At 57.2% G+C, this 23,486-nt stretch carries 23 protein-coding genes; 22 read left to right on the forward strand and 1 reads right to left on the reverse strand.

What is annotated here, in order from left to right:
* Nucleotides 1–19: 19 nt before the first annotated feature.
* Entirely contained in the window at nucleotides 20–1,546 is a 1,527-nt protein-coding gene (gene dnaA, locus BMY54_RS00605; protein ID WP_093429550.1) for a chromosomal replication initiator protein DnaA, read from the reverse strand.
* 566 nt (nucleotides 1,547–2,112) lie between these two features.
* Here dnaA and rpmH point away from each other — a divergent pair.
* From rpmH to BMY54_RS00720, 22 genes are all read left to right on the forward strand, one after another.
* Nucleotides 2,113–2,247: a 50S ribosomal protein L34 gene (gene rpmH, locus BMY54_RS00610; protein WP_003213577.1), complete on the forward strand. Its 135-nt coding sequence runs from the start codon at nucleotides 2,113–2,115 to the stop codon at nucleotides 2,245–2,247.
* Between the two features lie 16 nt (nucleotides 2,248–2,263).
* Nucleotides 2,264–2,665, forward strand: coding sequence for a ribonuclease P protein component (gene rnpA / locus BMY54_RS00615; protein ID WP_042704971.1), 402 nt, complete (start codon nucleotides 2,264–2,266; stop codon nucleotides 2,663–2,665).
* Nucleotides 2,658–2,903, forward strand: coding sequence for a membrane protein insertion efficiency factor YidD (gene yidD / locus BMY54_RS00620; protein ID WP_010465488.1), 246 nt, complete (start codon nucleotides 2,658–2,660; stop codon nucleotides 2,901–2,903). The genes rnpA and yidD overlap by 8 nt, the downstream gene beginning before the upstream one ends.
* 2 nt (nucleotides 2,904–2,905) lie before the next feature.
* A complete protein-coding gene (yidC, locus tag BMY54_RS00625) occupies nucleotides 2,906–4,585 on the forward strand; it encodes a membrane protein insertase YidC (RefSeq protein ID WP_064389679.1) in 1,680 nt (559 codons plus the stop codon).
* Nucleotides 4,586–4,664: 79 nt separating this feature from the next.
* The gene (gene mnmE / locus BMY54_RS00630; protein WP_093429551.1) at nucleotides 4,665–6,035 is read left to right on the forward strand and encodes a tRNA uridine-5-carboxymethylaminomethyl(34) synthesis GTPase MnmE; all 1,371 of its coding nucleotides are present in this window, start codon (nucleotides 4,665–4,667) and stop codon (nucleotides 6,033–6,035) included.
* 552 nt (nucleotides 6,036–6,587) lie between these two features.
* The gene (mnmG, locus tag BMY54_RS00640; RefSeq protein WP_093429552.1) at nucleotides 6,588–8,486 is read left to right on the forward strand and encodes a tRNA uridine-5-carboxymethylaminomethyl(34) synthesis enzyme MnmG; all 1,899 of its coding nucleotides are present in this window, start codon (nucleotides 6,588–6,590) and stop codon (nucleotides 8,484–8,486) included.
* Nucleotides 8,483–9,127 carry a 16S rRNA (guanine(527)-N(7))-methyltransferase RsmG gene (gene rsmG / locus BMY54_RS00645; RefSeq protein WP_038359549.1) on the forward strand — a complete coding sequence of 215 codons (645 nt, stop codon included), beginning with the start codon at nucleotides 8,483–8,485 and terminating at the stop codon, nucleotides 9,125–9,127. The genes mnmG and rsmG overlap by 4 nt, the downstream gene beginning before the upstream one ends.
* Before the next feature lie 18 nt (nucleotides 9,128–9,145).
* Nucleotides 9,146–9,943 carry a ParA family protein gene (locus tag BMY54_RS00650; RefSeq protein WP_008084406.1) on the forward strand — a complete coding sequence of 266 codons (798 nt, stop codon included), beginning with the start codon at nucleotides 9,146–9,148 and terminating at the stop codon, nucleotides 9,941–9,943.
* Between the two features lie 9 nt (nucleotides 9,944–9,952).
* On the forward strand, nucleotides 9,953–10,825 hold the full coding sequence (locus BMY54_RS00655) for a ParB/RepB/Spo0J family partition protein (RefSeq protein WP_034152184.1): 873 nt from the start codon (nucleotides 9,953–9,955) through the stop codon (nucleotides 10,823–10,825).
* A gap of 148 nt (nucleotides 10,826–10,973) precedes the next feature.
* Entirely contained in the window at nucleotides 10,974–11,381 is a 408-nt protein-coding gene (locus BMY54_RS00660; RefSeq protein WP_003229783.1) for a F0F1 ATP synthase subunit I, read from the forward strand.
* Between the two features lie 16 nt (nucleotides 11,382–11,397).
* Complete coding sequence (atpB, locus tag BMY54_RS00665; protein ID WP_093429553.1) at nucleotides 11,398–12,267, forward strand: F0F1 ATP synthase subunit A; 870 nt, start codon at nucleotides 11,398–11,400, stop codon at nucleotides 12,265–12,267.
* A 133-nt stretch (nucleotides 12,268–12,400) separates the two neighbouring features.
* Nucleotides 12,401–12,658: a F0F1 ATP synthase subunit C gene (gene atpE / locus BMY54_RS00670; RefSeq protein WP_003097235.1), complete on the forward strand. Its 258-nt coding sequence runs from the start codon at nucleotides 12,401–12,403 to the stop codon at nucleotides 12,656–12,658.
* A 59-nt stretch (nucleotides 12,659–12,717) separates the two neighbouring features.
* Nucleotides 12,718–13,188: a F0F1 ATP synthase subunit B gene (locus BMY54_RS00675; protein WP_003229781.1), complete on the forward strand. Its 471-nt coding sequence runs from the start codon at nucleotides 12,718–12,720 to the stop codon at nucleotides 13,186–13,188.
* A 12-nt stretch (nucleotides 13,189–13,200) separates the two neighbouring features.
* Nucleotides 13,201–13,737, forward strand: coding sequence for a F0F1 ATP synthase subunit delta (locus tag BMY54_RS00680; RefSeq protein ID WP_007911956.1), 537 nt, complete (start codon nucleotides 13,201–13,203; stop codon nucleotides 13,735–13,737).
* Between the two features lie 21 nt (nucleotides 13,738–13,758).
* Nucleotides 13,759–15,303, forward strand: coding sequence for a F0F1 ATP synthase subunit alpha (gene atpA / locus BMY54_RS00685; protein WP_016984064.1), 1,545 nt, complete (start codon nucleotides 13,759–13,761; stop codon nucleotides 15,301–15,303).
* Nucleotides 15,304–15,353: 50 nt separating this feature from the next.
* On the forward strand, nucleotides 15,354–16,214 hold the full coding sequence (gene atpG, locus BMY54_RS00690) for a F0F1 ATP synthase subunit gamma (protein ID WP_008084419.1): 861 nt from the start codon (nucleotides 15,354–15,356) through the stop codon (nucleotides 16,212–16,214).
* Nucleotides 16,215–16,241: 27 nt separating this feature from the next.
* Nucleotides 16,242–17,621 (forward strand): F0F1 ATP synthase subunit beta, encoded by a 1,380-nt coding sequence (atpD, locus tag BMY54_RS00695; RefSeq protein WP_007911961.1) that lies wholly within the window; start codon nucleotides 16,242–16,244, stop codon nucleotides 17,619–17,621.
* A 45-nt stretch (nucleotides 17,622–17,666) separates the two neighbouring features.
* Complete coding sequence (locus BMY54_RS00700) at nucleotides 17,667–18,092, forward strand: F0F1 ATP synthase subunit epsilon (protein ID WP_093429554.1); 426 nt, start codon at nucleotides 17,667–17,669, stop codon at nucleotides 18,090–18,092.
* A 117-nt stretch (nucleotides 18,093–18,209) separates the two neighbouring features.
* Nucleotides 18,210–19,577, forward strand: a complete 1,368-nt coding sequence (gene glmU / locus BMY54_RS00705; protein WP_093429555.1) for a bifunctional UDP-N-acetylglucosamine diphosphorylase/glucosamine-1-phosphate N-acetyltransferase GlmU — start codon at nucleotides 18,210–18,212, stop codon at nucleotides 19,575–19,577.
* Between the two features lie 231 nt (nucleotides 19,578–19,808).
* Nucleotides 19,809–20,585 carry a DeoR/GlpR family DNA-binding transcription regulator gene (locus BMY54_RS00710; RefSeq protein WP_007911964.1) on the forward strand — a complete coding sequence of 259 codons (777 nt, stop codon included), beginning with the start codon at nucleotides 19,809–19,811 and terminating at the stop codon, nucleotides 20,583–20,585.
* Between the two features lie 2 nt (nucleotides 20,586–20,587).
* The gene (gene glmS, locus BMY54_RS00715; protein ID WP_093429556.1) at nucleotides 20,588–22,420 is read left to right on the forward strand and encodes a glutamine--fructose-6-phosphate transaminase (isomerizing); all 1,833 of its coding nucleotides are present in this window, start codon (nucleotides 20,588–20,590) and stop codon (nucleotides 22,418–22,420) included.
* A gap of 73 nt (nucleotides 22,421–22,493) precedes the next feature.
* Nucleotides 22,494–23,420, forward strand: coding sequence for a LysR family transcriptional regulator (locus BMY54_RS00720; protein ID WP_093429557.1), 927 nt, complete (start codon nucleotides 22,494–22,496; stop codon nucleotides 23,418–23,420).
* Nucleotides 23,421–23,486: the final 66 nt, after the last annotated feature.

Raw genomic sequence — 23,486 nt, forward strand, 5'->3', positions numbered from 1 at the left:
TAAGCTGCGCTGGTGTTCATCAAGTGGTCAGTGTACGCAGCAGGTTCTTGTAGTCCTCGCGGATGTCCGCGTCGGATTCCTTAAGTTCGTTGATCTTTCGACAGGCGTGCAACACCGTGGTGTGGTCGCGGCCGCCGAACACATCGCCGATTTCCGGCAGGCTGTGGTTGGTCAGTTCCTTGGACAAGGCCATGGCGACCTGACGCGGACGAGCCACCGAGCGCGAACGGCGCTTGGACAGCAGATCCGAGATCTTGATCTTGTAGTACTCGGCGACGGTGCGCTGAATGTTATCCACAGAGACCAGTTTGTCCTGCAACGCCAACAGGTCTTTCAGGGATTCGCGAATCAGCTCGATGGTGATGTCGCGGCCCATGAAGTGCGAGTGGGCGATCACGCGTTTCAGCGCACCTTCCAGCTCACGGACGTTGGAGCGAATGCGCTGGGCAATGAAGAACGCGGCGTCATGCGGTAACTCGACTTTGGCCTGGTCGGCCTTCTTCATCAAGATAGCCACGCGGGTTTCCAGTTCCGGCGGCTCGACGGCAACCGTCAGGCCCCAGCCGAAGCGGGATTTGAGGCGTTCTTCAAGGCCTTCGATTTCTTTCGGGTAGCGGTCACTGGTAAGAATGACCTGCTGGCCACCTTCAAGCAGGGCGTTGAAGGTGTGGAAAAACTCTTCCTGCGAGCGCTCTTTGCGGGCGAAGAACTGAATGTCGTCGATCAGCAAGGCATCCACCGAACGGTAGAAACGCTTGAACTCGTTGATCGCGTTCAGTTGCAGTGCCTTGACCATGTCGGCCACGAAACGCTCGGAATGCAGGTAAACGACCTTGGCATTCGGGTTCTTCTTTAATAGATGGTTACCCACCGCGTGCATCAAGTGAGTCTTACCCAGACCAACGCCACCATAAAGGAAGAGTGGGTTGTAGCCGTGCTTGGGGTTGTCCGCCACTTGCCAGGCCGCCGCGCGGGCGAGCTGGTTGGATTTACCTTCGACGAAGTTTTCGAAGGTGAAGGTGCGGTTCAGGTAGCTGGTGTGCTTGAGCGCACCTTCGACCTGCACGGTGCGCTGTTCGGCGCGAACCGGGGCTTGCTGCGAAGCGGCACCGGACATCGGATCGAAACTATCGCGAGACGGTTCATCGCTGACTTCAGGGCTTTTCTGCGTCGAGCGCTTGGCCGTCGGTGCGGGCGTCTGCGTCGGTGCCTGCACGTTCGCAGGTGCGGCATTGACCTGAGCCTGGGAAACCTGAGCGGCGGCCAGCGGTGCATTCGGTGCGGCACGCGGTGCCGAGCTGCGCTTGCTGCCTATTAATAAGGAGAGCGCCGGCGCCGTGCCGTTGCCATGCTCATCCAGCAGTTCAAGGACGCGGCCCAGGTACTTTTCGTTGACCCAGTCCAGCACAAAACGGTTCGGTGCGTAGACGCGCAACTCGTCGCCTTCGGCTTCGACCTGTAGTGGACGGATCCAGGTGTTGAATTGTTGGGCAGGCAGCTCCTCGCGCAAAAGCTCCACGCACTGCTGCCAAAGTTCCACTGACACGGATATCCCCTAAGTTGAAAGCCGGTGAGGCAAAAACAAGCGGCCATTGTAGCGGCGAGCCGTCCACTTATCCACATGCAGGTTGCCCTGTGACCATGATTTATCAATGTGTTAACCGATGAAAAAGCGACCAACGGTGCGTGAATAAGCTCTGTGGATAACCGCCTCTAAGGGCACTGGACAACTGGGGGCTGAACTCGGTGGATAACCTGCCTGTGGATAACAGGCCTTTCCACACACAGGTTATCCGATAGTGCAGCACAGGCTGAACACGGTTTTCCACTGTAGTTGTCATTCTCTGTACATCAGGCGAAATAAGGGCTGATAGCACTTATCCACAGAAGGAGGCATTCCTAGCTTTTATAAGCTTTACAGAAAAGCTTTAAATAATTCCCTTCTTTATTTTTATGTTTGGCAGACAGGCTTTCAGCCAGAGACAGCCCTGAGATCTATTTATAAGGAAACGCTGGTTGGAAATTGACCTGAAGGCTTGCTTTCTCTAGAATCCCCGGTCTCTTAAAACGGGGGCCATTCCGGCCCGTTGTGGACGAACCAGGTAACACGACATGAAACGTACTTTCCAACCAAGCACCATCAAACGCGCCCGTACCCACGGTTTCCGTGCTCGCATGGCTACCAAGAACGGCCGTGCTGTCCTGTCGCGTCGCCGCGCCAAAGGTCGTGCGCGTCTGGCAGTTTGATAATCCGGTACTGGAGGTGAGTCAGGACTTCAGTCGGGAAAAGCGTCTGCTTACTCCCCGGCATTTCAAGGCAGTCTTTGACTCCCCTACCGGCAAGGTTCCGGGGAAAAATCTCCTGCTCCTTGCACGCAACAACGATCTTGATCACCCCCGTCTCGGGCTGGTTATCGGGAAAAAGAGCGTAAAGCTCTCCGTTGAGCGCAATCGCCTCAAACGTTTGATGCGCGAATCGTTCCGTCTGCACCAGGATTCACTGGTCGGCTGGGACATCGTTATCGTCGCGCGCAAAGGTCTGGGCGATGTAGAAAACCCCGAATTGATTCAGCATTTCGGCAAGCTCTGGAAGCGTCTGGCACGCAGCAAGCCAGTTCCAGAAGTCAAAACCGAAACTGTAGGGGTAGACAGTCCAGATGCGTAAACTGGCCCTCGTTCCGATCCAGTTTTATCGCTATGCCATTAGTCCTTTGATGGCCAGTCACTGTCGTTTCTACCCCAGTTGTTCCTGCTACGCGTATGAAGCCATCGAAAATCATGGCCTTCTGCGCGGTGGCTGGCTGACCTTTCGTCGTTTAGGTCGCTGTCATCCGTGGAATCCCGGTGGTTATGACCCGGTTCCACCTATCCCTACCTCCCGTTCTTCTTCGATGGCCGAGTAATCATGGATATCAAACGCACGATCCTGATCGTCGCCCTGGCAATCGTGGCCTACGTTATGGTCCTTAAATGGAACCAGGACTATGGTCAGGCTGCCCTGCCGACTCAGAATGTTGCTTCCAGTACGACTACATCCGGTTTGCCGGACACCGCCACTGGCAATAATGCTGCCGCCAGTGACGATATTCCGCGCGCCGCTAGCGATACCAGCGCACCTGCCGAAACACCGGTAGCCGCCAGCAAGGATCTGATCCAGATCAAAACCGACGTGCTCGATCTGGCGATCGATCCACAAGGTGGTGATGTTGCTCAACTGACCTTGCCTTTGTATCCACGTCGTCAGGATCGTCCTGATGTGCCGTTCCAGCTGTTCGATAACGGCGGCGAACGTGTTTATCTGGCACAAAGCGGCCTGATCGGCACCAATGGCCCGGATGCAAATCCGGCCGGTCGTCCGGTCTACTCTTCGGAGAAGAAGACTTATCAACTGGCTGACGGTCAGGACCAACTGGTCGTCGACCTGAAATTCAGCAAGGACGGCGTCAACTACATCAAGCGTTTCACCCTGAAACGCGGCCTGTATGACGTAGCCGTTTCGTACATTGTGGATAACCAGAGCGCTCAGCCCTGGAACGGCGCAATGTTTGCTCAGTTGAAGCGTGATAACAGCGCTGACCCTTCGTCCACTACTGCTACTGGCACCGCGACCTACCTGGGCGCTGCCCTGTGGACAAGTTCGGAGCCGTACAAGAAAGTGTCCATGAAGGACATGGACAAGGCACAGCTGAAAGAAACCGTCACCGGTGGTTGGGTAGCCTGGCTGCAACACTACTTTGTGACCGCGTGGATTCCGGCCAAGGGCGAAAACAACATCGTCCAGACCCGTAAAGACAGCAAAGGCAACTACATCATCGGTTACACCGGTCCTACACTGACCGCTGCTCCGGGTGCCAAAGTTGAAACCAGCGCTGTGCTGTACGCCGGTCCGAAAAGCCAGGCTGTACTGAAAGAGTTGTCCCCAGGTCTGGAACTGACCGTCGACTACGGCATTCTGTGGTTCATTGCCCAGCCAATCTTTTGGCTGCTGCAACACATCCACGCGATCGTTGGTAACTGGGGCTGGTCGATCATCTTCCTGACCATGCTGATCAAGGGTCTGTTCTTCCCTCTGTCGGCTGCCAGCTACAAATCGATGGCGCGCATGCGTGCCGTCGCGCCGAAACTGGCTGCTCTGAAAGAGCAACATGGCGATGACCGGCAGAAAATGTCGCAAGCCATGATGGAGCTGTACAAGAAAGAGAAGATCAATCCGCTAGGCGGCTGCTTGCCGATCCTCGTGCAGATGCCGGTTTTCCTTTCGCTGTACTGGGTTCTGCTGGAAAGCGTGGAAATGCGCCAGGCGCCGTTCATGCTGTGGATCACTGACCTGTCGATCAAGGATCCGTTCTTCATTCTGCCGATCATCATGGGCGCAACCATGTTCATCCAGCAGCAGCTGAACCCGACTCCGCCGGATCCGATGCAGGCGAAGGTCATGAAAATGATGCCAATCATCTTCACCTTCTTCTTCCTGTGGTTCCCTGCAGGTCTGGTGCTGTACTGGGTTGTGAACAACTGCCTGTCCATCACCCAACAGTGGTACATCACACGTAAGATCGAACGGGCTACCAAAGCAGCCGCTTGATTTACACTGTGGATAACCACTCAAAACGCCCCCTAGTGGGGCGTTTTGCTATCTGCCACTTTTGTCTGGATTCCGGTTTATGAGCACACCTCGTGAAACCATCGCCGCCGTCGCCACCGCTCAGGGTCGCGGCGGTGTGGGCATTGTTCGTATTTCCGGGCCGCTGGCCAGCGTTGCAGCCAAAGCTATAAGCGGCCGCGAGCTGAAACCGCGTTACGCCCATTACGGGCCATTTTTCAGTGATGACCAGCAAGTGCTCGATGAAGGTCTGGCTCTATATTTCCCGGGGCCAAACTCGTTCACCGGCGAAGACGTTCTGGAATTGCAGGGCCACGGTGGGCCGATCGTTCTGGACATGCTGCTCAAACGCTGCCTGGAACTGGGCTGCCGTCTGGCGCGTCCGGGTGAGTTCAGCGAACGCGCGTTCCTCAATGACAAACTCGACCTGGCCCAGGCCGAGGCGATTGCCGATTTGATCGAAGCGAGTTCTGCACAGGCGGCGCGCAATGCCCTGCGTTCTTTGCAAGGCGCGTTTTCCCAGCGTGTGCATAACTTGACCGAACAGTTGATCGGCCTGCGCATCTACGTCGAAGCCGCCATCGACTTCCCGGAAGAAGAAATCGACTTCCTCGCCGATGGCCATGTGCTGAGCATGCTCGACAAAGTCCGTGATGAATTATCCACAGTATTGCGCGAAGCCGGGCAGGGCGCGTTGTTGCGCGATGGCATGACCGTGGTGATTGCCGGTCGTCCGAATGCCGGCAAGTCCAGCCTGTTGAATGCGTTAGCCGGTCGCGAAGCGGCGATCGTCACCGAGATTGCCGGCACCACCCGCGATATTTTGCGTGAACATATCCACATCGACGGTATGCCGTTGCACGTTGTGGATACCGCAGGTTTGCGTGATACCGAAGACCAGGTGGAAAAGATTGGCGTTGAACGCGCATTGAAAGCCATCGGCGAAGCGGATCGCGTCCTGCTGGTGGTCGATGCAACCGCTCCGGAAGCACTGGATCCGTTTGCCTTGTGGCCTGAATTCCTCGAAACCCGCCCGGATCCGGCCAAGGTTACGTTGATCCGTAACAAAGCAGACCTGACTGGTGAATCCATTTCCCTGGAAGTCAGTGAAGATAGCCACGTGACGATCAGTCTGAGCGCCAAATCTGCAGGTGATGGCCTGGAACTCCTGCGTGATCACCTCAAGGCCTGTATGGGCTACGAGCAGACTTCGGAAAGCAGCTTCAGTGCTCGTCGTCGCCATCTGGAAGCGTTGCGCCATGCCAGTGCAGCCCTTGAACACGGTCGTGCGCAACTGACTCTGGCGGGTGCGGGCGAGTTGCTGGCCGAAGACCTGCGTCAGGCTCAGCACTCTCTAGGGGAAATCACCGGGGCATTCAGCTCTGATGATCTGCTGGGACGGATCTTTTCCAGCTTCTGTATCGGTAAATAAACCCTCCGCTTTCCACAGACAGGTCCATTCGCGACCTGTCTGCGCCTCCTCTTTCTCAAACCTTTCTCCAGTGCCGGGCAGATTTCGTCTCCCTGAGCGGATTTCTCGCGCCTGTTATTTCTTCATTCACCGTATTTCTGTGGATTAAGCCCTGTGAATAACTGCCACTAAGGGCAGTTGATAACAGGGCCTGAAAACTGGACATAACCCCCTCTGTGGATAACCAACCCTTTAATCCACAGGCTTAAACCGGTTATCCAAGGCCCTCATTGGCACATGGTCACAGGGTTTTGAATCTCTGTACATATTGTATATAAAGGCCTGTATCAATCTATCCACAGAAAATGGCCTCAGTAGAAATAAACATAAAAACAAAGGTTTTATAAATTTCTCTCTTTTTTATTCTTTTAACCTCGAGTTCTCCACAGCTGGTTAAATTTTGTGCAAAGGGTTCTTTAGGAAGGGCGAAGTCCCTATACTTGTCGACCAGGTTCAGAAACCTGATCTCAAACTATTCCTGAATTACCTACTTAAGCAGGCACGAGGTGCGTGGTGGATTTCCCTTCCCGTTTTGAAGTGATCGTCATCGGCGGCGGTCATGCCGGTACCGAGGCAGCACTGGCCTCAGCACGTATGGGTGCAAAAACCCTGTTGCTGACGCATAACGTGGAAACCCTCGGTGCCATGAGTTGCAACCCGGCCATCGGTGGCATTGGCAAAAGCCATCTGGTCAAGGAAATCGATGCCCTCGGCGGCGCGATGGCCACCGCTACCGATTTGGGTGGCATTCAGTTTCGCGTGTTGAACAGCCGCAAAGGCCCGGCCGTACGGGCGACCCGTGCGCAAGCTGACCGGATTCTGTACAAAGCCGCTGTCCGCGAAATTCTGGAAAACCAGCCGAACCTGTGGATATTTCAACAAGCTGCTGACGACCTGATCGTCGAGCAGGAACAAGTCCGTGGTGTTGTCACGCAAATGGGTCTGCGTTTTCTCGCCGATTCCGTGGTGTTGACCACCGGTACGTTCCTCGGCGGACTTATCCACATCGGTTTGCAGAATTTTTCCGGCGGTCGTGCCGGTGATCCGCCGTCCATCGCACTGGCTCACCGTCTGCGTGAACTGCCGCTGCGTGTCGGTCGCCTGAAAACCGGCACACCGCCGCGTATCGACGGCAAGTCTGTGGATTTCTCGGTAATGACCGAGCAACCAGGCGATACGCCGATCCCGGTGATGTCGTTCATGGGTAACAAAGAACAGCATCCACGTCAGGTCAGTTGCTGGATTACTCACACCAACGCCCGCACCCACGAAATCATCGCGGCGAACCTCGACCGTTCGCCGATGTATTCCGCTGCCGGTGAGATCGAAGGCATTGGCCCGCGCTACTGCCCGTCGATCGAAGACAAGATCCACCGCTTTGCCGACAAGGAAAGCCATCAGGTGTTTATCGAACCGGAAGGTTTGACCACCCATGAGCTGTACCCGAACGGAATATCCACAAGCCTGCCGTTCGACGTGCAATTGCAGATCGTGCAATCGATTCGCGGCATGGAAAACGCGCACATCGTGCGTCCGGGTTATGCGATCGAGTACGACTACTTCGATCCGCGCGACCTGAAGTACAGCCTCGAAACCAAGGTCATCGGCGGTCTGTTCTTTGCCGGACAAATCAACGGCACCACCGGTTACGAAGAAGCTGGCGCCCAGGGTTTGCTGGCCGGGGCCAACGCGGCACTGCGCGCCAAGGGCAAAGAAGCCTGGTGTCCGCGTCGCGATGAAGCGTACATCGGTGTGTTGGTCGACGACCTGATCACCCTCGGTACCCAAGAGCCGTACCGCATGTTCACTTCCCGTGCCGAGTACCGCCTGATACTGCGCGAGGACAACGCCGACCTGCGTTTGACCGAAAAAGGTCGCGAGCTCGGACTGGTCGATGACGCACGTTGGGCAGCCTTCTGCAAGAAACGCGAAAGCATCGAACTCGAAGAACAGCGCCTGAAAAGCACTTGGGTTCGCCCGAATACGCAGCAGGGCGATGCGATCGCGGAAAAATTCGGCACGCCGCTGACTCACGAATACAACTTGCTCAACCTCTTGAGTCGTCCGGAAATCGACTACGCTGGTCTGGTCGAAGTGACCGGCAATGGCGCCGAAGATCCACAGGTCGCCGAACAGGTTGAGATCAAGACCAAATACGCCGGTTACATCGACCGTCAACAGGACGAAATCGCCCGTCTGCGCGCCAGTGAAGACACGAAATTGCCTGTGGATATCGATTACACCAACATTTCCGGTCTCTCCAAGGAGATCCAGAGCAAGCTCGGCGCGACTCGACCAGAGACGCTGGGCCAGGCTTCGCGGATCCCGGGTGTGACCCCGGCAGCGATTTCGCTGTTGATGATTCATTTGAAAAAACGCGGCGCGGGCCGTCAGTTGGAGCAAAGCGCTTGAGTTCTAAGGTCACTTCGCAACACGCCGAAGAGTTATCCACAGGAGCCCGCGAGCTCGGTGTCAACCTCACTGAAGCCCAGCATGAATTGCTGCTGGGTTATCTGGCCCTGTTGATCAAATGGAACCAGGCCTACAACCTGACCGCTGTACGCGATCCGGACGAGATGGTGTCGCGTCACTTGCTCGATAGCCTGAGCGTGATGTCGTTCATCGAAAACGGCCGTTGGCTCGACGTCGGTAGCGGCGGCGGCATGCCGGGAATCCCGTTGGCGATCCTGTATCCGGACTCGCAAGTGACTTGTCTGGACAGCAACGGCAAGAAAACCCGCTTTCTGACCCAGGTCAAACTCGAACTTAAACTGGATAACCTGCAAGTTATCCACAGTCGTGTCGAAGCGTTCCAGCCTGCGCAGCCGTTCAACGGGATCATTTCCCGGGCGTTCAGCAGCATGGAAAACTTCACCAACTGGACTCGCCACTTAGGCGACGCCGATACACGCTGGCTGGCAATGAAGGGCGTTCATCCGGCCGATGAGCTGGTAGCATTGCCGGCAGACTTCAAACTCGATAGCGAACACGCCCTGGCCGTACCCGGTTGCCAAGGCCAACGCCATCTGCTGATACTGCGCCGCACGGCATGATTGGGAACACAAGCAAGAATGGCTAAGGTATTCGCGATAGCGAACCAAAAGGGTGGTGTGGGCAAGACCACCACCTGCATCAACCTCGCAGCATCCCTGGTCGCGACCAAGCGCCGGGTGCTGTTGATCGATCTCGATCCACAGGGCAACGCCACCATGGGTAGCGGTGTGGATAAACACGGCCTGGAAAACTCGGTCTACGACCTGCTGATCGGCGAATGTGATCTGGCTCAGGCCATGCACTATTCCGAACATGGCGGTTACCAACTGCTGCCGGCCAACCGCGATCTGACGGCGGCCGAAGTCGTGCTGCTGGAAATGCAGATGAAGGAAAGCCGTCTGCGCAGCGCGCTGGCGCCAATCCGCGAAAACTACGATTACATTCTGATCGACTGCCCGCCGTCGCTGTCGATGCTTACGCTGAACGCCTTGGTTGCTGCTGACGGGGTAATTATCCCCATGCAGTGCGAGTACTTTGCGCTTGAAGGTCTCAGCGACCTTGTGGATAACATCAAGCGCATCGCTGAACTGCTGAATCCGAACCTGAAAGTCGAAGGGTTGCTGCGGACCATGTATGACCCGCGCCTGAGCCTGATGAACGACGTTTCGGCGCAGCTCAAGGAGCACTTCGGCGATCAGCTGTACGACACGGTGATCCCGCGCAACATCCGCCTGGCCGAAGCGCCGAGCTACGGCATGCCGGCGCTGGCCTACGACAAGCAATCGCGCGGCGCCCTGGCTTATCTGGCCCTGGCCGGCGAGATGGTTCGCCGTCAGCGCAAAAACTCACGCATCGCCGCCGCTCAGGCAACTTAAGGAATCCCCATGGCCGTCAAGAAACGAGGTCTCGGACGTGGACTGGATGCACTGCTGAGTGGTCCGACCGTCAGCGCGCTGGAAGAACAAGCGGCGCAAGCTGACACCCGCGAACTGCAGCACTTGCCGTTGGATCTGCTGCAGCGCGGCAAATACCAGCCGCGCCGCGACATGGATCCGCAGGCGCTGGAAGAACTGGCAGCGTCGATCAAGGCGCAAGGCGTCATGCAGCCGATCGTGGTGCGCCCGATTGGCGGTGGCCGCTTTGAGATCATCGCTGGTGAACGTCGCTGGCGCGCGAGTCAGCAAGCCGGGCAGGAAACCATCCCGGCGATGGTCCGCGATGTGCCGGATGAAACCGCAATCGCCATTGCGCTGATCGAGAACATCCAGCGCGAAGACCTCAACCCGATCGAAGAAGCGGTGGCCCTGCAGCGTTTGCAGCAGGAATTCCAGCTGACGCAGCAGCAGGTCGCCGAGGCTGTGGGTAAGTCCCGCGTCACTGTGGCTAACCTGTTGCGGCTTATTGCACTACCGGAAGTCATCAAGACCATGCTGTCCCATGGCGACCTGGAAATGGGGCATGCCCGTGCTTTGCTCGGTCTGCCGGACAATCAGCAGGTGGAAGGGGCGCGACATGTTGTCGCACGCGGTCTCACCGTGCGCCAAACTGAGGCACTGGTTCGCCAGTGGTTGAGTGGCAAACCGGAGCCTGTGGAAGCGACCAAACCCGACCCGGATATCGCCCGCCTTGAACAGCGTCTGGCCGAGCGCCTAGGCTCTGCGGTGCAGATTCGCCATGGGAAGAAGGGAAAGGGCCAGTTGGTGATCGGTTACAACTCCCTCGATGAGCTTCAAGGTGTGCTCGCACACATCCGCTGAAACATTTCCTCATGTAGCGCGCAGTCGGAAATCACTACCTGACAGTTGAATAGGGGCAGAACCGCCCCTATACTCTGCGCGCATTTTGTCGGCACAAATTATGCCAAGTTATTGAATTCTGGCAGCCGACCATTGGAGAGCAAACGTGATGGAAACCCGCAAGCCAAACCGCCTGCCGTTCCATCGCCTGGCGGTTTTTCCGGTGTTAATGGCTCAATTTGTCATTTTGCTCATTGCCGCTTTGGCGCTCTGGCAATGGCACGGAGTCGTTGCCGGATACTCGGGACTTTGCGGAGGCCTGATAGCCTTGCTGCCCAATGTTTATTTCGCTCACAAGGCATTTCGGTTTTCCGGCGCCCGAGCAGCCCAGTCCATCGTCCGGTCTTTTTATGCCGGCGAGGCAGGCAAACTGATTTTGACGGCAGTGCTCTTTGCACTGGTGTTTGCAGGTGTGAAGCCACTGGCGCCGATAGCTGTATTCGGCGCGTTCGTGCTGACTCAGTCGGTCAGCTGGTTCGCTCCCCTGCTGATGAGAACAAGACTTTCGAGACCTTAGGGCGTTTGAGGCAACCATGGCAGAAACAACCGCTTCGGGCTATATCCAGCACCACTTGCAGAACCTGACCTTCGGTCAGCTACCTAACGGCGGCTGGGGCTTTGCCCATACCGCAGCAGAAGCCAAAGAAATGGGCTTCTGGGCTTTCCACGTCGATACCCTCGGCTGGTCGGTCGCGTTGGGTCTGATCTTCGTACTTCTTTTCCGCATGGCGGCAAAGAAAGCGACTTCGGGTCAGCCGGGTGCTTTGCAGAACTTCGTTGAAGTATTGGTCGAATTCGTCGATGGCAGCGTGAAAGACAGCTTCCATGGCCGTAGCCCGGTGATTGCACCGCTGGCACTGACCATCTTCGTCTGGGTGTTCCTGATGAACGCCGTCGACCTGGTACCGGTCGACTGGATTCCTCAGCTGGCCATCCTGATCACCGGCGACCACCACATCCCGTTCCGCGCCGTGTCGACTACCGACCCGAACGCGACTCTGGGCATGGCGTTCTCGGTTTTCGCATTGATCATTTTCTATAGCATCAAGGTCAAGGGCTTCGGCGGCTTCATCGGCGAACTGACCCTGCACCCGTTCGGCAGCAAGAACATCTTCGTTCAAGCCCTGCTGATCCCGGTGAACTTCCTGCTGGAATTCGTGACCCTGATCGCCAAGCCGATCTCTCTGGCTCTGCGTCTGTTCGGCAACATGTATGCCGGCGAGCTGGTGTTCATTCTGATCGCTGTGATGTTCGGCAGCGGCCTGCTCTGGCTGAGCGGCCTGGGCGTTGTTCTGCAGTGGGCGTGGGCTGTGTTCCACATCCTGATCATCACGCTGCAGGCGTTCATCTTCATGATGCTGACCATCGTCTACCTGTCGATGGCGCACGAAGAAAACCATTAAGGCCAGTCTCGACTAGTCTGATGTCCTTCCCGGTCAAACGGGAAGGGGCTCTTCACAGGGCACCTGAAACGATTTGTTTTACCGCTTTAATCTAAAAAACCTAAACCATACGACGTAAAAGTCGGGAGGAAAGATGGAAACTGTAGTTGGTCTAACCGCTATCGCTGTTGCACTGTTGATCGGCCTGGGCGCACTGGGTACCGCAATTGGTTTCGGCCTGCTGGGCGGCAAGTTCCTGGAAGGCGCAGCGCGTCAGCCAGAAATGGTTCCAATGCTGCAAGTTAAAATGTTCATCGTTGCCGGTCTGCTCGACGCCGTAACCATGATCGGTGTTGGTATCGCTCTGTTCTTCACCTTTGCGAACCCGTTCGTTGGTCAGATCGCTGGCTAATTACCCGGATTCTTCCGAGTAATTTGATGTGATGGACAACGTAACTGCGAGGTGTTGGCGTGAACATTAATGCGACCCTGATTGGCCAGTCCGTTGCGTTCCTGATTTTTGTACTGTTCTGCATGAAGTATGTATGGCCTCCGGTCATCGCTGCTCTGCACGAACGTCAAAAGAAGATCGCTGATGGTCTGGACGCTGCCAGCCGTGCAGCTCGCGACCTGGAGTTGGCCCAAGAAAAAGCGGGTCAGCAACTGCGCGAAGCGAAAGCTCAGGCAGCTGAAATCATCGAGCAAGCCAAGAAACGCGGTAACCAGATTGTCGAAGAGGCCGTTGAAAAGGCCCGTGTCGACGCTGACCGTGTGAAGGTTCAGGCTCAAGCCGAGATCGAACAGGAACTGAACAGTGTCAAGGACAAGCTGCGCGCCCAAGTGGGTTTGCTGGCTGTCGGCGGCGCCGAGAAGATCCTGGGTGCCACAATCGATCAAAACGCGCACGCAGAGCTGGTTAACCAACTGGCTGCTGAAATCTAAGCGAGGGCGATCATGGCAGAACTGACCACGTTGGCCCGACCTTACGCTAAGGCGGCCTTCGAGCACGCTCAGGCCCACCAGCAACTGGCCAATTGGTCAGCCATGCTCGGCCTGGCTGCAGCGGTGTCGCAAGACGACACCATGCAGCGCGTGCTCAAGGCCCCGCGACTGACGAGCGCAGAAAAGGCCGCCACGTTTATTGACGTGTGCGGCGACAAGTTTGATGCCAAGGCACAGAACTTCATCAATGTCGTTGCCGAAAACGACCGTCTCCCGCTTCTGCCGGAGATTGCCGCTCTTTTCGACCTGTACAAGGCCGAACAAGAGAAGTCGGTAGACGTTGAAGTGACCAGTGCTTTTGCATTGAACCAAGAACAGCAAGACAAACTCGCCAAGGTTCTCAGTGCACGACTCAACCGGGAAGTGCGCCTGCAAGTTGCGGAGGATGCTGCCCTTATAGGTGGTGTCGTTATCCGCGCCGGCGACCTGGTTATCGATGGCTCGATTCGCGGCAAAATCGCGAAACTTGCCGAAGCATTGAAATCTTGAGTTTGAAGGGGCAGCAGAGCAATGCAGCAACTCAATCCTTCCGAAATAAGTGAAATTATCAAGGGCCGCATCGACAAGCTCGATGTGACCTCCCAAGCCCGTAACGAAGGCACTGTCGTCAGCGTATCTGACGGCATCGTGCGGATTCACGGTCTGGCCGACGTTATGTACGGCGAGATGATCGAGTTTCCGGGCGGCGTCTACGGTATGGCCCTCAACCTGGAGCAAGACTCCGTAGGTGCCGTTGTACTGGGCGCTTACCAGTCTCTGGCTGAAGGCATGAGCGCCAAGTGCACTGGCCGCATCCTCGAAGTTCCGGTTGGTAAGGAACTGCTGGGTCGCGTAGTCGACGCACTGGGTAACCCTGTTGACGGCAAAGGTCCACTGGGCAACACCGAGACCGACGCGGTCGAGAAAGTTGCACCGGGCGTGATCTGGCGTAAGTCGGTAGACCAGCCTGTACAGACTGGCTACAAGGCTGTCGATGCCATGATCCCTGTCGGCCGTGGCCAGCGTGAGCTGATCATCGGTGACCGTCAGATCGGTAAAACCGCTCTGGCGATCGACGCGATCATCAACCAGAAAGACAGCGGCATTTTCTGCGTCTACGTAGCTATCGGTCAGAAGCAATCGACCATCGCCAACGTGGTTCGCAAGCTGGAAGAAAACGGCGCCCTGGCCAACACGATCATCGTGGCTGCCAGTGCTTCGGAATCTCCTGCGCTGCAATTCCTGGCACCGTACTCCGGTTGCACCATGGGTGAATTCTTCCGCGACCGCGGTGAAGACGCGCTGATCGTTTATGACGATCTGTCCAAGCAAGCAGTGGCTTACCGCCAGATTTCCCTGCTGCTGCGCCGTCCACCAGGCCGTGAAGCTTACCCAGGCGACGTGTTCTATCTCCACTCCCGTCTGCTGGAGCGCGCATCCCGCGTTTCGGAAGAATACGTAGAGAAGTTCACCAACGGCGCAGTGACCGGCAAAACCGGTTCCCTGACCGCACTGCCGATCATCGAAACCCAGGCTGGCGACGTTTCCGCGTTCGTTCCGACCAACGTGATTTCCATCACCGACGGTCAGATCTTCCTGGAATCGGCCATGTTCAACTCGGGCATCCGCCCTGCAGTGAACGCCGGTGTTTCGGTATCCCGTGTGGGTGGTGCCGCTCAGACCAAGATCATCAAGAAGCTCTCCGGTGGTATCCGTACCGCTCTGGCTCAGTACCGTGAACTGGCGGCATTCGCCCAGTTCGCTTCTGACCTGGACGAAGCGACCCGTAAGCAACTTGAGCATGGTCAGCGCGTTACCGAGCTGATGAAGCAGAAGCAATACGCACCAATGTCGATCGCTGACATGGCGCTGTCGCTGTATGCCGCTGAGCGTGGGTTCCTGACTGACATTGAAATCGCCAAGATCGGCAGCTTCGAACAAGCGCTGATTGCTTTCTTCAACCGCGATCACGCCGATTTGATGGCCAAGATCAACGTTAAAGGTGACTTCAATGACGAAATCGACGCTGGCATGAAAGCCGGTATCGAGAAGTTCAAGGCCACCCAAACCTGGTAAGCCGCAGCGGGAGCCGCGAGGCTCCCGCTTGCTAACCTGATAGGTGTTACATGGCAGGCGCAAAAGAGATTCGCAGTAAGATTGCGAGCATCAAAAGCACGCAAAAGATTACCAGCGCCATGGAAAAAGTGGCGGTCAGCAAAATGCGCAAGGCACAAATGCGCATGGCTGCTAGCCGTCCTTATGCGGAGCGTATCCGCCAGGTTATTGGGCATCTGGCCAACGCCAACCCGGAATACCGCCACCCGTTCATGATCGACCGCGCTATCAAGCGTGTCGGTTATGTTGTGGTGAGCAGTGACCGTGGTCTGTGCGGCGGCTTGAATACCAACCTGTTCAAGGCCCTGGTCAAGGACATGGCGGTAAACCGCGAAAACGGCGTCGAGATTGATCTGTGTGTTGTTGGTAGCAAGGGTGCGGCCTTTTTCCGCAACTTCGGCGGTAACGTCGTTGCAGCTATCAGCCACTTGGGTGAAGAGCCGTCGATCAATGATCTGATCGGCAGCGTCAAGGTGATGCTGGATGCCTACCTGGACGGCCGTATTGACCGCCTGTCCGTGGTGTCCAACAAGTTCATCAACACCATGACGCAACAGCCTACCGTGGAGCAGTTGATTCCACTGGTGGCCACCCCGGATCAGGATCTCAAGCACCACTGGGACTATCTCTACGAACCGGATGCCAAAGAGCTGCTTGACGGCTTGATGGTCCGCTACGTTGAGTCGCAGGTCTACCAGGCGGTGGTCGAGAACAACGCGGCTGAACAAGCTGCGCGGATGATCGCGATGAAGAACGCTACCGACAACGCCGGTGATTTGATCAGCGATTTGCAGCTGATCTACAACAAGGCGCGTCAGGCTGCGATCACCCAAGAGATCTCGGAAATCGTCGGCGGCGCTGCCGCGGTTTAACGGTTCAAATATTCAGAGGATCCAGCTATGAGTAGCGGACGTATCGTTCAAATCATCGGCGCCGTTATCGACGTGGAATTTCCACGCGACAGCGTACCGAGCATCTACAACGCGCTGAAAGTAGTGAGCGCGGCTGAAACCACTCTGGAAGTTCAGCAACAGCTGGGCGACGGCGTGGTTCGCACCATTGCGATGGGTTCCACCGAGGGCTTGAAGCGCGGTCTGGAAGTTACCGACTCTGGCGCAGCCATCTCCGTACCGGTCGGTAAAGCGACCCTGGGCCGGATCATGGACGTCCTCGGTAACCCGATCGACGAAGCTGGCCCGATCGACACCGAAGAGCGTTGGGGCATTCACCGTCCAGCGCCTTCGTTCGCTGAACAGGCAGGCGGCAACGACCTGCTGGAAACCGGCATCAAGGTTATCGACCTGGTTTGCCCGTTTGCCAAAGGCGGTAAAGTCGGTCTGTTCGGTGGTGCCGGTGTAGGCAAAACCGTAAACATGATGGAACTGATCCGTAACATCGCCATCGAGCACAGCGGTTATTCCGTGTTCGCCGGTGTGGGTGAGCGTACTCGTGAGGGTAACGACTTCTACCACGAGATGAAGGACTCCAACGTTCTGGACAAAGTGGCACTGGTTTACGGTCAGATGAACGAGCCGCCGGGTAACCGTCTGCGCGTAGCACTGACCGGCCTGACCATGGCCGAGAAGTTCCGTGACGAAGGTAACGACGTTCTGCTGTTCGTCGACAACATCTATCGTTACACCCTGGCCGGTACTGAAGTATCCGCACTGCTGGGCCGTATGCCTTCGGCAGTAGGTTACCAGCCGACCCTGGCTGAAGAGATGGGCGTTCTGCAAGAACGTATCACTTCGACCAAGGAAGGTTCGATCACTTCGATCCAAGCGGTATACGTACCTGCGGATGACTTGACCGACCCGTCGCCAGCGACCACCTTCGCCCACTTGGACGCCACCGTCGTTCTGTCCCGTGACATCGCTTCCCTGGGTATCTACCCAGCGGTAGATCCACTGGATTCGACTTCGCGCCAGCTGGACCCGAACGTAATCGGCCAGGACCACTACGACACCGCTCGCGGCGTTCAGTACGTTCTGCAACGTTACAAAGAGCTGAAGGACATCATCGCGATCCTGGGTATGGACGAGCTGTCGGAAGCCGACAAGCAGTTGGTAAACCGTGCTCGTAAGATCCAGCGCTTCTTGTCGCAGCCGTTCTTCGTGGCTGAAGTCTTCACCGGTGCTTCGGGTAAATACGTTTCCCTGAAAGACACCATTGCTGGCTTCAAAGGCATCCTCAACGGTGACTACGACCACCTGCCAGAACAAGCGTTCTACATGGTTGGCGGCATCGAAGAAGCGATCGAGAAAGCCAAGAAACTGTAATCCCGGCGCCCGGCAACGGGCGCTAATTTAGGTTGAGGCAATCAGATGGCTATGACAGTCCATTGCGATATCGTCAGCGCGGAAGGGGAAATCTTTTCCGGCCTGGTCGAGATGGTGATTGCGCACGGTGCACTGGGTGATCTTGGTATCGCTCTGGGTCACGCGCCGCTGATCACTAATCTGAAGCCAGGTCCGATCCGCCTGATCAAGCAAGGCGGGGAAGCCGAGGTGTTCTACATCTCCGGTGGTTTCCTCGAGGTTCAGCCGAACATGGTCAAGGTACTTGCCGATACCGTGCAACGTGCTGCCGACCTGGATGAAGCCTCCGCTCAGCAAGCCGTTCAGGCTGCCGAGAAGGCATTGCATGAACGTGGCGCCGAGTTCGACTACGGAGCTGCGTCCGCGCGACTGGCCGAGGCTGCAGCTCAGCTGCGCACCGTCCAGCAGATCCGCAAGAAGTTTGGCGGTTAATCCGTCAGCCGCTTGTTGTGCGATTGATAAAAAAGGGTAGCCTCGGCTACCCTTTTTTCTTTTCCGATTTTTACAACCCGGTCGCAGTTGCTGACCACCCAGGATTGGTAGCCAGTCATGTCTCTTGAAATCGTTATCCTCGCGGCCGGTCAAGGCACGCGTATGCGCTCGGCCCTGCCGAAGGTGCTGCACCCGATTGCCGGCAACTCCATGCTGGGTCATGTTATCCACAGCGCTAGGCAACTCGATCCACAACGCATTCATGTGGTGATTGGTCATGGTGCCGACGTGGTGCGCGAGCGACTGGCTGCCGACGATCTGAATTTCGTCCTGCAGGACAAGCAACTCGGCACCGGCCACGCCACCGCTCAAGCGGTGCCGTTCATTACTGCCGACACCGTGCTGATCCTCTACGGGGACGTGCCGCTGATCGAAGTCGAAACCCTGCAGCGTCTGCTCAAGCATGTCGTGCCTGGACAGATGGGCTTGCTCACCGTCGAGCTGGATGACCCGACCGGTTACGGCCGCATCGTGCGCGATGCCGACGGTAAGGTGGCCGCGATCGTTGAGCACAAAGATGCCAGCGAAGCGCAACGCGCAATTACTGAAGGCAACACCGGCATTCTTGCTGTCCCGGCCAATCGTCTGGCTGACTGGATGAGCCGTCTGTCGAACAACAACGCTCAAGGCGAGTACTACCTGACCGACGTGATCGAGATGGCGGTCAATGATGGTCTGGTGGTCGCCACCGAGCAACCACACGACCCGATGGAAGTGCAGGGCGCCAATGACCGCAAGCAGCTGTCTGAGCTGGAGCGTCATTACCAGTTGCGCGCTGGTCGTCGGTTTATGGCGCAAGGCGTCACTTTGCGTGATCCGGCGCGCTTTGACGTGCGTGGTGAAGTGACCGTCGGTCGCGATGTGCTGATCGACATCAACGTGATCCTCGAAGGCAATGTGGTCATCGAAGATGACGTGGTGATCGGCCCGAACTGCGTGATCAAGGACAGCACCCTGCGCAAAGGCGTGGTCATCAAAGCCAACAGTCATATCGAAGGTGCCGTACTGGGCGAGGGCAGTGACGCCGGCCCGTTCGCGCGTCTGCGTCCAGGCACCGTGCTTGAAGCACGCGCGCATGTGGGTAACTTCGTTGAGCTGAAAAATGCCCGCATGGGCGAAGGCGCCAAGGCGGGACACCTGACTTATCTGGGCGATGCCGAGATCGGTGCGCGTACCAACATCGGCGCCGGCACCATCACTTGCAACTACGATGGCGCCAACAAGTGGAGAACCGTGCTGGGTGCAGATGTGTTCATCGGTTCCAATAATTCGCTGGTCGCGCCTGTGGATATCTCCGACGGTGCAACCACGGCGGCCGGCTCGACGATTACGCAGAATGTGGATAACGCGCAGTTGGCCGTGGGCCGAGCGCGGCAGAGAAATATCGACGGCTGGAAGCGGCCGGAGAAGTTCAAGAAGAGCTGAGTTATCCACAGTTTCTTTTTAACGACGAAAATCCAATGTGGGAGCGAACTTGCTCGCGAATGCCGTAGATCATTCAACATTGATGTTGACTGACACGATGCCTTCGCGAGCAAGCTCGCTCCCACATTTTTGTTTGTGTCGTTTTCAAAAAAGCCTTGCTGCCGCTTGACGATTTAGAGCCGATAGGTTTTGATTGCTTCCGTTATCTTTCGAAACGAAACTTAAGTCGCCATGTCGAAACGCAACACGCCGCAACGCCGTCACAACATCCTCGCCTTGCTCAACGAGCAGGGCGAAGTCAGTGTGGATGAACTGGCCAAGCGCTTCGAAACCTCGGAAGTTACGATCCGCAAGGATCTCGCCGCCCTGGAAAGCCACGGTCTGTTGCTGCGCCGCTACGGCGGGGCGATCACCATGCCGCAGGAACTGGTCGCGGAAACCGCGCAGAGCGTTTCCAAGTACAAACAGGCCATCGCCCGCGCGGCGGTGAAACGCATCCGCGAACACGCGCGGATCATCATCGACAGCGGCAGCACCACCGCCGCGATGATCCCCGAACTTGGCCAGCAGCCGGGTTTGGTGGTGATGACCAATTCCCTGCACGTCGCCAACGCCCTGAGTGAACTCGAGCACGAACCGGTGCTGTTGATGACCGGCGGCACCTGGGATCCGCATTCGGAATCCTTTCAGGGCCAGGTCGCCGAGCAGGTACTACGCTCTTACGACTTCGACCAGTTGTTCATTGGCGCCGACGGTATCGATCTGGTGCGCGGCACGACGACTTTCAATGAATTGCTGGGACTGAGCCGGGTCATGGCCGAGGTGGCGCGAGAAGTCATCGTCATGGTCGAGGCCGACAAGATCGGTCGCAAGATCCCCAATCTGGAACTGCCGTGGAGCAGCGTCCATACCCTCATTACCGATGATCGCCTGCCTATCGAAGCGCGCGATCAGATACAGGCCCGCGGTATCACCGTGATTTGCGCGGCTGTCAGTCAGGAGAAATAAGCATGTGTGGAATTGTCGGCGCAGTTGCTGAACGTAATATCACCGCCATCCTGCTCGAAGGCCTCAAGCGCCTTGAATACCGTGGCTATGACAGCGCCGGTGTCGCGGTCTTCACCAACGACGAAACCCTCGAGCGCATGCGTCGCCCGGGCAAGGTCAGTGAACTCGAAGCGGCGCTGGCCGAACACCCACTGGTGGGCCGTCTCGGCATTGCTCACACCCGTTGGGCCACCCACGGCGCTCCTTGCGAGCGTAACGCGCACCCGCATTTCTCCGGCGACATCGCGGTGGTGCACAACGGCATCATCGAAAACCACGAAGCCCTGCGTGAACAACTGAAAGCGCTGGGTTACGTGTTTACTTCGGACACCGACACCGAAGTCATTGCCCACCTGCTCAACCACAAGCTCAAGGACCAGCCAGACCTGAGCGTTGCGCTTAAAGCGACGGTCAAGGAACTGCACGGTGCTTACGGTCTGGCCGTGATCAATGCCAAACAGCCGGATCGTCTGGTCGCCGCGCGCAGTGGCAGCCCGTTGGTGATCGGTCTGGGTCTGGGCGAGAATTTCCTCGCCTCTGACCAATTGGCCCTGCGTCAGGTCACGGACCGCTTCATGTACCTGGAAGAAGGCGATATCGCCGAAATTCGCCGCGATAACGTGCAGATCTGGGACATCAACGGTAATGCCGTCGAGCGCCAGACCGTGCAGTACAGCGATGGTGCCGAAGCTGCCGACAAAGGTGAATACCGCCACTACATGCTCAAGGAAATCCACGAGCAACCGGCCGTTGTACAACGCACCCTCGAAGGTCGCCTGAGCAACGATCAGGTGCTGGTGCAAGCGTTCGGTCCACAAGCGGCCGAACTGTTCGCCAAAGTCCGCAACGTACAGATCGTCGCCTGTGGCACCAGCTATCACGCCGGCATGGTCGCGCGTTACTGGCTCGAAGAACTGGCCGGTATCCCGTGCCAGGTCGAAGTCGCCAGCGAATTCCGCTACCGCAAAGTGGTGGTGCAGCCGGACACCTTGTTCGTGACCATCTCGCAGTCCGGCGAAACCGCCGACACCCTGGCGGCGCTGCGCAATGCCAAGGAACTGGGCTTCCTCGCCAGCCTGGCCATCTGCAACGTTGGCATCAGCTCACTGGTGCGCGAATCCGACCTGACCCTGCTGACCCAGGCCGGCCGCGAAATCGGCGTCGCCTCGACCAAAGCCTTCACCACGCAATTGGTCGGCCTATTGCTGCTGACCCTGTCGCTGGGCCAAGTGCGCGGCACACTGGCCGACGGCGTCGAAGCACGTCTGGTCGAAGAACTGCGTCGCCTGCCAACCCGTCTCGGCGAAGCACTGGCCATGGACAGCACGGTGGAAAAAATCGCCGAGCTGTTCGCCGAGAAGAACCACACGCTATTTCTCGGTCGTGGTGCGCAATTCCCGGTAGCAATGGAAGGCGCCCTGAAACTCAAGGAAATCTCCTACATCCACGCCGAAGCCTATCCGGCCGGCGAACTGAAACACGGCCCGCTGGCGCTTGTGGATAACGATATGCCGGTGGTTACCGTCGCGCCGAACAACGAACTGCTGGAAAAGCTCAAATCCAACCTGCAGGAAGTCCGCGCCCGTGGCGGTGAACTGATCGTGTTCGCCGACGAAAAATCCGGGATGACCAACGGCGAAGGCACTCACGTGGTGCAGATGCCGCACATCCACGACATCCTCTCACCGATCCTTTACACGGTTCCGCTGCAGTTGCTGTCGTACTACGTGGCGGTGCTCAAGGGCACGGACGTCGATCAGCCGCGTAACCTGGCGAAGTCGGTGACGGTGGAATAAGTTATCCACAGCTGACCTACGCGCAAAAATCGCAGCTTCGGCTGCGATTTTTGTATCTGACTCGAGAGGCACCATGGATCGCTTCCAGGAAATGCACATCTTCACCACCGTCGCCCAAGAGCAAGGCTTTTCCTCTGCCGCGCGGCGTCTGGGTTTGTCAGCGGCCAGCGTCACGCGTGCGGTGGCGGCGCTGGAGTTGCGCATCGGCACGCAGTTGCTGATTCGTACTACGCGCAGTGTGCATTTGAGCGAAGCCGGGCAGCGTTATCTGGAGGATTGTCGGAGGATTCTCGCTGAGGTGCAGGAAGCCGAGGATTCGGCAGCGGGCAGTCATGCCGAGCCGCGTGGGCAACTGACGGTCACAGCGCCGGTGTTGTTCGGTGATTTGTTTGTGACGCCGCTGATGGCGCGTTATCTGGCGCAGTATCCGGATGTCACGATCAATGCGGTACTGGTCGATCGGATCGTCAACATGGTCGAGGAGGGCATCGATGTGGCGGTGCGTATCGGTGATCTGCCGGACAGCAGTCAGCATGCTGTTCGCGTGGGTGAGGTGCGTAGGGTCATTTGCGGCTCGCCGGACTACTTTGCCAAATATGGCCGACCGGCTCATCCCCACGCGTTGGCGGGCGCGCCAGTGGTGGCGACTTCAGCGATTGGCCAGCAACGCAGTTGGCCGTTTCTCGACGCGGGTGAACCGCTTAGCGTGCGTCCTGAGCCGCGTCTGATCGTGACCGCCAATCAGGCAGCGATTACCGCAGCCTGCATGGGGCTGGGCTTGACTCGGGTGCTGTCTTATCAAGTTGCCAGCAAAATCGCGACCGGTGAGCTGGAAATCGTCCTCGCTGAATTTGAACTGCCGACATTGCCGATCCATGTGGTGTATCAGGGCGGGCGCAAGGCGCCGGCGCGGATCCGCAGTTTTGTCGATTTCACCGCCAACGCTTTGCGCGAACATCCTGCTTTGAAAGGCGCTGCGTTATTGCACCCAATGAAATAATCGATTGCAGTTACTGGTTATTCTGTTGTTTTTGCGATCAGCGCAAGATGGCCTCCATCGGCGCTC

It is taken from the genome of Pseudomonas sp. ok266 (assembly GCF_900110195.1).
In the GTDB taxonomy this organism is placed as follows: Bacteria; Pseudomonadota; Gammaproteobacteria; order Pseudomonadales; family Pseudomonadaceae; genus Aquipseudomonas; species Aquipseudomonas neuropathica.